This is a genomic window from Streptomyces sp. KR55 (assembly GCF_052245645.1).
In the GTDB taxonomy this organism is placed as follows: Bacteria; Actinomycetota; Actinomycetes; order Streptomycetales; family Streptomycetaceae; genus Streptomyces; species Streptomyces flavusporus.
Window position 1 is genome coordinate 1 of the sequence record NZ_JBQQCE010000732.1, and the last position, 3,209, is coordinate 3,209.

Consider the following 3,209-nt stretch of genomic DNA (forward strand, 5'->3'; position numbering starts at 1 on the left):
CCCCTCCACACTCCCCAGGCGGGCGGGCCGCCCTCAGACCCACCGCGCGTTCGAACGCTTGCCTGGGGAAAGTGGCGCCGCAGCTGGGGAATTACACGGTCGTCGACACGGGATGAGGTTCTGCCGTCGGGTGTGCGGCCTGGTAGGGCCGTGAGGGGGCCGGGGCCCGGCTGATCAGCCGGCCACCGTGGCGAGTCCGGCGGTTCCGGCGTGTCGGAAGATCTTGCGGAGGTTGTGGCAGGCGGCCAGCAGGCGCCACTCGCCGCGGGCGCCGTCTTCGCCGCGCAGGAGGAGCTGGCGGCCGTTCTGGCAGGTCATGATCTGGCCGAAGACGGGTTCGACGATGGCCTTGCGGCGACTGTAGGCGGCCTTGCCGGGCTTGGTCCGCAGCTTGCGGGTCATCCGCTCCTTCAGCGTGGCGTTCGCTGGTATCCGTCCGCGCGGCGCGGGCGGGACCTGCTCGTCGTGTGCCAGGCGTCCGGTGGCCATGAACGTGTCGGTGCCGCAGACCAGTTGACGGTCCCTCGCGGCGTTGAGATTGGCCTCGGAGCAGTAGCCGGCGTCGACCAGCGCCTGCTTGGGGTGGCGGCCGGTGTTCCGGGCCGACTGGTCGAGCATGGTGGTGTAGTTCAGCGCGTCCGAGGGGTTGGTCGTCACGTCGGCGGCGGTGATGACCTGGTGCTTCTCGTCCACGACGGCCTGGGCGTTGTATGCCTGGATGTAGGCGCCGTCGCTGTTCTTCATGATCCGCGAGTCGGGGTCGGTGAAGTTTGAGGCTGATCCTTTGGAGTGGACACCCTGACAATGGATCTTGATGGTCCAGGGAGGGATGTCCAGGTGGGGCGCAAGTCTCCGTATCCGGAGGAGTTCAGGAAGGACGCTGTCGCGCTCTATCGCGCCGCGGCGGGCAGGCGCACGTATGCGGCGGTGGCTGCTGATCTCGGTATCACTGCCGAGTCGCTGCGGACGTGGGTCCGCAAGGACGAGGCCCAGGCCGCGCCCGAGCACAGCGACACCGACGGGAGCGCGGTCGAGGAACTGGTCCGGCTGCGGGCCGAGAACGCCCGGCTGCTGAAGGCGGAGAAGGAGTGGCAGCTGGAACGCGAGATCCTGCGCCGGGCAGCCGCCTATTTCGCCCGGGATTGTGTCCTGAACACGCAAGAGAGTTGGTTGTAGGACAGCTTTCAAGAGTGGTGCTGTGCGGAAGATGAAGGTTTTGTGGCCCTTCGGAGCCGCCCTGCGGGGGGAGGCTTCAAACCGCCTCATGCCGCGTTAGCTGAAGACTGTCGTGGTGAGCGATGAGGAAAAGGCGTCGTAAGAGGCGTCAGGTGGGGGCCGGGAAGACGAACGCAAGTGAATCGCTGCTGACGTGTCGAAACGAAAACAGACGACATCAAAACCGGGGTGTTCCCGGAACTCCGGGATGAGCCTGGCGGGAGCCCGTCTATTGGCCAGGTGGTGTCCGGCATGCAGGCGACGTGAGCCCGGTCTGCGGCTTCCGCATGGAACAGGAGAAGGCAGGCCCCGATACTGCCCGCCGTGCAGCGGCGGCGAGAGGGAGCGTCCCAAGCAGCGGACACTGCGAGGGGTTGAGTACCGATGCGGGGCGTGCTGGCGGACCGGCTCGTAGTAGCGGTGAAGCCCCTGTAATGAGGGTGGAGCGAAGGGGCCGGGTCGTTCGTGACTGTGTTGATCGCATCAACCGGACGGTGTCTGGGAGGAGTTCGATGGACCAGTTGAAGTCGCAGACCAAGCCGTTTGAGATCTCAAAGTGGGAAGTCAAGGAGGCATGGGAGGAAGTCAGAGCGAATAACGGAGCACCGGGAGTGGACGGGCAGAGCATCGATGACTTCGAGAAGGACCTTAGGAACAACCTCTACAAGGTCTGGAACAGAATGTCGTCAGGCTCATACTTCCCGCCTCCGGTGCGCGCGGTGGCAATTCCCAAGTCACAGGGAGGCGGCGCAAGAATGCTCGGCATTCCCGCCGTCGCCGATCGCGTGGCTCAGACCGTCGTGGCCCGGCATCTTATGCGGAGGGTGGAGCCAGTTTTCCATCCCGATAGCTTCGGATACCGGCCCGGACGGTCTGCCTTGGATGCGGTGGAGAAATGCCGGGAACGCAGTTGGAAACGGGACTGGGTGGTCGAGCTCGACATCGCCAAGTTCTTCGACAGCGTGCCCTGGGACCTGCTGGTCAAGGCAGTGGAAGCGCATACCGACGCCGTTTGGGTGAACTTGTATGTGCGGAGGTGGCTCGCTGCCCCGCTCCAGATGCCCGACGGCTCTCTGCTGGAACGGGAGCGCGGAACCCCGCAAGGGGCTCCCGTGTCTCCCGTCATGGCAAACCTGTTCCTGCACTACGCGTTCGACACCTGGATGGCCCGGGAGTTCCCGTCCGTCTGGTTCGAACGTTATGCGGACGATGCGGTGCTGCACTGCGTCACCGAGCGTCAGGCTCGCCAGGTGCTGGCCGCGCTCACGGACAGGATGGCCGAGGTCGGGCTGCATCTGCATCCGGTCAAGACCCGGATCGTGTACTGCCGGGACGGGAATCGCCAAGGCTCCTACGAGCACACGGCGTTCACGTTCCTGGGATACACCTTCCGCGCCAGAAGGAACCGGAGTCGGCACGGGAACCAGTTCCTGGCGTTTGACCCGGCGGTCAGCAAGGACGCTCTCAAGAAGATGGGCCGGGAAGTGCGGAGCTGGCATCTGCACACCCGCACCGATCTGACCTTCCAAGAGCTCGCCCGAAGGATCAACCCTGTCGTGGCGGGCTGGATCAACTACTACGGCCGTTTCAGGCCCTGGGAGTTGACCTCTTTCGTGACACGCATCAACTCCTACCTGGTGCGTTGGGTCCGCAAGAAGTACAAACGGCTCGCGGCCAAGCGGAAGGCGCCGGCGAAAATGCAGGAGATCGCCCGGCGATACCCTCGCATGTTCGCGCACTGGCGCATCACTGCGACCGTGAGCGCCGTACTGGTCTGACGATCAGGACGACAAGAGCGGAGTGACGAGAGATCGTCACGCTCCGTTCTGTGAGGGCCGGAGGGTGAAATCCCCTCCGGCTACTCGGCGGTGAAGTGAGCCCCCGCCGCTGGGACTTCATCTCCAACAACCGTGCCGACTTCGGCGTCAAGCGGATCTGCCGGGTCCTGGGCGTCTCCCGCTCCGGCCACTACCGGCACCTGGCCAACGCTCAGG

1 protein-coding gene and 2 pseudogenes are annotated in these 3,209 nt (G+C 65.0%); 2 read left to right on the forward strand and 1 reads right to left on the reverse strand.

Annotated features, from left to right (window positions below):
- Positions 1 to 174: 174 nt before the first annotated feature.
- Positions 175 to 774, reverse strand: a pseudogene (locus ACTWQJ_RS49135) (transposase); the annotation flags it as partial.
- A 63-nt stretch (positions 775 to 837) separates the two neighbouring features.
- On the opposite strand from ACTWQJ_RS49135, the pseudogene ACTWQJ_RS49140 reads away from it, so the two are divergent.
- Together ACTWQJ_RS49140 and ltrA are read left to right on the forward strand one after the other, a co-directional pair.
- A pseudogene (locus ACTWQJ_RS49140) lies at positions 838 to 1,142 on the forward strand (transposase); the annotation flags it as partial.
- Between the two features lie 585 nt (positions 1,143 to 1,727).
- The gene (gene ltrA / locus ACTWQJ_RS49145) at positions 1,728 to 2,993 is read left to right on the forward strand and encodes a group II intron reverse transcriptase/maturase (RefSeq protein WP_443312850.1); all 1,266 of its coding nucleotides are present in this window, start codon (positions 1,728 to 1,730) and stop codon (positions 2,991 to 2,993) included.
- Positions 2,994 to 3,209: the final 216 nt, after the last annotated feature.

Excerpts from the sequence above, each read along its gene's own strand:
- ltrA (WP_443312850.1), top strand. The coding sequence starts at position 1,728 with ATGGACCAGTTGAAGTCGCAGACCAAGCCGTTTGAGATCTCAAAGTGG.